Genomic DNA, 2846 nt, shown 5'->3' on the forward strand with positions numbered 1-2846 from the left:
ATGGCGCCGGCAACCGCGGCGGCGCTGTCGTAGTGGACGTCGCCGACGAGGCGGGTTTTGACGCTGCCGTCTTCATTGGTGCCTTTTTCCGGCGCCTCGATGCGGTTGATGCCCACATCGATCACCGTCGCACCCGGCTTGATCCAGTCGCCGGGCACCATTTCCGGGCGCCCGACCGCGGCCACCACGATATCGGCGCGGCGAACCACATCAGGCAGGTCTTTGGTGCGGGAATGCGCGATGGTCACGGTGCAGCTGTCGCCCAGCAGCAGTTGCGCCATCGGCTTGCCCACGATGTTGGAGCGGCCCACAACCACCGCGTCCAGACCCGAGAGCGAGCCGTGGTGATCGCGCAGCATCATCAGGCAGCCCAGCGGCGTGCAGGGCACCATGGATTTCTGCCCCGTCCCCAGCAGGCCCACATTCGAGATATGGAACCCGTCCACATCCTTGGCCGGGTCGATCGAATTGATCACCAGATCCTCGTTCAGATGGCCGGGCAGCGGCAGCTGCACCAGAATGCCATGCACCGCCGGGTCGGTGTTGAGTTGATCGATCAGCGCCAGCAGATCCGCCTCGGACGTGTCAGCCTCCAGCTTGTGCTCGTAGGAATTCATGCCGACCTCGACGGTCATCTTGCCCTTGGAGCGCACATAGACCTGGCTGGCCGGATCCGCGCCCACCAGCACCACTGCCAGGCCGGGGGTGATCCCGTGCTCTGCCTTCAGTGTCGCCACATGCTCGGCCACCTGCCCGCGCACCTGTGCGGCAAAGGCCTTTCCGTCGATGATTTGCGCGCCCATTCGGGTACCCCCTGCTCGGATCCTGGCGGGACAGCCCCGCCCGGTCATGGATTTCAATCAGGGCCGAGCACGCGTTCTTCGCGCGCGATCGACCAGTCAATCAGGATGCGCCAGAGCTGTTCGGCCAGATCGGGGTCCAGCCCGGACTGGCCCGCCCTGGCGCGGACATTTGCCACCACCTCTTCGACACGGTCCGGGATGCGGGCGGGCAGACCTTCGCCGGGTTTGAGCTGCGAGGCGCGGTCGATATAGCGCGCGCGCTCCAGCAGCATCTCAACCAGCTGTTGATCAAGCCTGTCGATCTGGACCCGCAGATCCTGCATCGTCTCGCAGTCCTGCGGCGCTTTCAGAGGGGGCATCAAACTCTCCTGCGGCCCGGAACACTCTCCCGGGCCACGGGATGTCTTATTTGGCGACCTAGAACAAGCCCTCGATCTGACCTGCGTCGTTAAGTCTGATGCTTTCCGCGGCAGGTTTGCGCGGCAGACCCGGCATGGTCATGATCTCGCCGCAGACCACCACGATGAATCCGGCACCAGCGCTCAGGCGCACCTCGCGCACAGGAACCGAGTGACCTGTGGGCGCACCACGCAAGCTGGGATCGGTCGAGAAGGAATATTGCGTCTTGGCCATGCAGACCGGCAGGTTGCCATAACCCGCCTCTTCCCATTCGCGCAGCTGGTTGCGGATCTTGTTGTCCGCCAGAACCTCGTCAGCGCGGTAGATGCGCTTGGCGATGGTTTCGATCTTTTCGAACAGAGGCATCTCGTCGGGATAGATCGGCGCAAAATTCGCACTGCCGCCCTCGACGATCTCGACCACCTTCTCGGCCAGAGGTGCGGACCCTTCCGAGCCCAATTCCCAATGCCGCGACAGAACCGCCTCGACGCCATGCTCGGCGCAATAGTCTTTCACGGCCTGCACTTCAGCATCGGTGTCGGTGACGAAGTGGTTGATCGCAACAACCACCGGCACGCCGAAGGATTTGACGTTCTCGATATGGCGGCCCAGATTGGCGCAGCCCGACTGAACCGCACCCACATTTTCCGCGCCCAGATCAGCCTTGGCCACGCCGCCATTCATCTTCATCGCCCGCACCGTGGCGACCAGCACCACCGCCGAGGGTGCGATACCCGCCTTGCGGCACTTGATGTTCATGAATTTCTCGGCCCCCAGATCGGCGCCAAAGCCCGCTTCGGTGACCACGTAATCGGCCACTTTCAGCGCCGTCTTGGTGGCAATCACCGAGTTACAGCCATGGGCGATATTGGCAAACGGACCGCCATGCACGAAGGCGGGGTTGTTTTCCAACGTCTGCACCAGGTTCGGCTGCATCGCGTCCTTCAAGAGCACCGTCATCGCGCCTTCGGCCTTGATGTCGCGGCAATAGACCGGGCTCTTGTCGCGGCGATAGGCCACGATGATGTCGCCCAGACGCTTTTCCAGATCCTTCAGATCGGTGGCCAGGCACAGGATCGCCATCACTTCCGAGGCCACGGTGATGTCGAACCCGGTCTCACGCGGGAAGCCGTTGCTGACACCGCCCAGAGACGCCGTGATCTGGCGCAGGGCGCGGTCATTCATGTCGACCACCCGGCGCCAGGCGACACGGCGGATGTCGATCTCACACGCATTGCCCCAGTAGATATGGTTGTCGATCATGGCCGACAGCAGCGAGTGGGCCGAGGTGATGGCGTGGAAATCGCCGGTGAAATGCAGGTTCATCTCCTCCATCGGAACCACCTGCGCGTATCCGCCACCCGCAGCGCCGCCCTTCATGCCGAAATTGGGACCCAGCGAGGCCTCGCGGATACAGATCATCGCGTTCTTGCCGATCCGGTTCAAACCGTCTCCCAGACCCACGGTTGTGGTGGTTTTGCCTTCGCCCGCAGGGGTCGGGTTGATCGCGGTCACAAGGATTAGCTTGCCGTCTTCACGGCTCTGCACCGAGTTGATGAACTCCTGGCTGACCTTGGCTTTGTCATGGCCGTAGGGCAGCAGGTCATCGCTGGAGATGCCCAGCTTTTCGCCAATCTCAATGAT

3 protein-coding genes are annotated in these 2846 nt (G+C 62.8%); all 3 read right to left on the minus strand.

Going from position 1 to position 2846, the window contains the following annotated elements; translation table 11 throughout:
• Positions 1-803 (minus strand): bifunctional methylenetetrahydrofolate dehydrogenase/methenyltetrahydrofolate cyclohydrolase (locus tag Q5Y75_RS28250; RefSeq protein WP_306203624.1); only part of this gene is annotated, 803 nt, incomplete at its 3' end.
• A 53-nt stretch (positions 804-856) separates the two neighbouring features.
• The gene (locus Q5Y75_RS28255) at positions 857-1162 is read right to left on the minus strand and encodes a chorismate mutase (RefSeq protein WP_306203626.1); all 306 of its coding nucleotides are present in this window, start codon (positions 1160-1162) and stop codon (positions 857-859) included.
• Between the two features lie 58 nt (positions 1163-1220).
• On the minus strand, positions 1221-2846 hold a 1626-nt coding region (locus tag Q5Y75_RS28260; protein ID WP_306203628.1), incomplete at its 5' end, for a formate--tetrahydrofolate ligase.

This window comes from Ruegeria discodermiae (genome assembly GCF_030758345.1).
In the GTDB taxonomy this organism is placed as follows: Bacteria; Pseudomonadota; Alphaproteobacteria; order Rhodobacterales; family Rhodobacteraceae; genus Ruegeria_C.